Annotated in this window: 1 protein-coding gene and 2 pseudogenes; 2 read left to right on the top strand and 1 reads right to left on the bottom strand. The window is 56.6% G+C overall.

The annotated features are described in order from the left end of the window. Positions 1 to 254 (bottom strand): annotated as a pseudogene (locus tag ACPYOI_RS35525) (ABC transporter substrate-binding protein); the annotation flags it as partial. Positions 255 to 462: 208 nt separating this feature from the next. Here ACPYOI_RS35525 and pglB point away from each other — a divergent pair. Beyond that, complete coding sequence (gene pglB / locus ACPYOI_RS35520) at positions 463 to 1761, top strand: polygalacturonase PglB (protein WP_481424103.1); 1299 nt, start codon at positions 463 to 465, stop codon at positions 1759 to 1761. Positions 1762 to 1846: 85 nt separating this feature from the next. Beyond that, positions 1847 to 2097: pseudogene (locus ACPYOI_RS35515) on the top strand (hypothetical protein); the annotation flags it as partial. Positions 2098 to 2109 lie beyond the last annotated feature (12 nt).

Raw genomic sequence — 2109 nt, 5'->3', positions numbered from 1 at the left:
AGAGACAGGTCCGGCATGATCCCGGACGCCGCATATTGCTGGAATTTCTGAACCATTCCGTCATAGGGCGTGATCTCAAGGTCAAAGGTCGTGTCGGGGTGCAGTTTGGTGTACTGGTCGAGAAGGGCGCGAGTGTTCGTCTCTTCCTGATCATTGTCGACGTACCAGACGATCTTGAGCTCAGATGCCGCAGCAATCGAGATCGTCATCGCCATGGCGGTCGCAGCCATCATAATTGTCTTGAGCGGTTTCATAGGGTTCCCCTTTTTGCTCCTCATTTTCGAACCATGCTGACGTCGGCCCTATGCTCCTCAAGCCGACCAATTGTTCGTAACCATGACGAATTAAATACGAGTTTTCGAGGGTGTCAATATAAACCCGACAGAGCAAATCCAATTAGTTCGTCCTGTTGACGAATAAAGGTGAGCGGCGTAACTCTCGGGAAAGCGAAGGGGGACACAAATGGACATTTCCGTCGAAGCAAATGGCGCTGATCTGCAGCAATTGATCGACAAGCTGGTTGGCGGAGGTGGTGGAACTCTTCTGCTGCGGGCGGGACGACACGTATCCGGGCCCATCCGGCTTGGGAGCGGCATAACCCTATCAATCGCAGAGGGCGCCACACTCGAGTTCGTTCCCGACTACGGGCTCTACGCCGCAAATTCGGTCAGTGTGATCGCCGAGGGATCAGACCGGGCCTATATCGTCGCACAAGACGCGCACGACGTCGCGGTCGTCGGCAAAGGAAAGATCGCTGCCGCGGGATGCGCCTTCAGCACCGGTTTTGATGAGATGGTGGGCACCTATACGCCAAGCGAGAGGCGCCCGAGAGTCCTTGTGCTCGAGGATTGCCGCAATGTCAGGTTGGAAGGCTTTGCCATCGAGGATTCTCCCATGTGGACGATCCACCTGGTCCGCTGCCATGACGTGATCATCAAGGACACGAAGGTGCTCAACAATCGCCAGCTCCCGAATACGGACGGGATTGTTATCGATAGTTGCACCGACGTCGCGGTCAGCCATGTCGCCATCAGCACAGCTGACGATGGTATTTGCTTGAAGACGAGCCGGAGCGAAAAGGGCATCGGACGCTGCGAGAGGATAGAAGTCTCGAATTGCACCATCGAGAGCAATAGTTGCGCATTGAAGGTCGGCACGGAGAGTTTTGGCGACATCCGCGATGTTCGCTTCATGCGTTCCAAGGTCCGGGATTCGAACCGGGGCCTCGGCATCTTCTCGCGCGACGGCGGGATCATTGAGAACGTTGTCTTCTCAGACATAGAGTTGGACTGCCACGAGACGCCGGACGGATTCTGGGGTTCGGGTGAACCGTTGACGATCACTCAACTCGACCGGCGTCCGGAGCTGCCTGCCGGTGTCGTCAGGAATGTCAGCGTTGAGAACATTTCCGGCCGTTGCCACGGTCCTTTAAATCTCTTCGCAGAGCGAAATGGTGGGATCACGGGAATAGTCCTCTGCAATGTGCAACTAACTATGCATGAAGGAGCTCTGGGAACAGCCAAGCAATATGATCTTCGCCCCACGAAAGCCGATCTGTCTCCACCCATGGCGATGGAGGGTCGTGGCAATGCGTGGCTGCGTGGAGCGGACGGGAAGATCATCGGTCTTGTCGACTATCCCGGAGGTATGCCGGGGCTCTTTGCTCACGGCGTTGCAGACCTTGCGCTCGAGCGCGTCGAAATCGAGCGTCCGATGCCGCTGCCAGCGGGCTGGGACGACAGAGTGATCTGGATCGAGTGACTGCGTACGTTTTCGCTACGGCGGTATTTGCGGGCATGACCAAGCACTCTTCGACCGATGTCGCACCTGACCGATGCAAGCGGCTGAGTTGATACCAAGCGTTGAGCATCGTTCACACAAGGACTGAACAATCGAGCCGAAAACTCGCATCTGGCCGTACGACGACGAGAACGAGGCTTCAGGCAGCTCAGGTGGGCACGGCAATGCCAGCGCTTCGTTTCAAGGCATGGCTGGATCGTCAACTTGTTCCATCTTCACCGCAAACATCTGACGGTTTCTCGGGATTGGAACGACGCCAGGCGCGGTCCCCCTGACGGATCCCGATTTCATGCGTGACGAGGACGGAGA

The sequence above is a fragment of the Rhizobium sp. SVR5-2C genome, from assembly GCF_056755115.1.
This window is presented reverse-complemented; position numbering and strand designations above follow the sequence as displayed.

Excerpts from the sequence above, each read along its gene's own strand:
- pglB (WP_481424103.1), top strand. The coding sequence starts at position 463 with ATGGACATTTCCGTCGAAGCAAATGGCGCTGATCTGCAGCAATTGATC.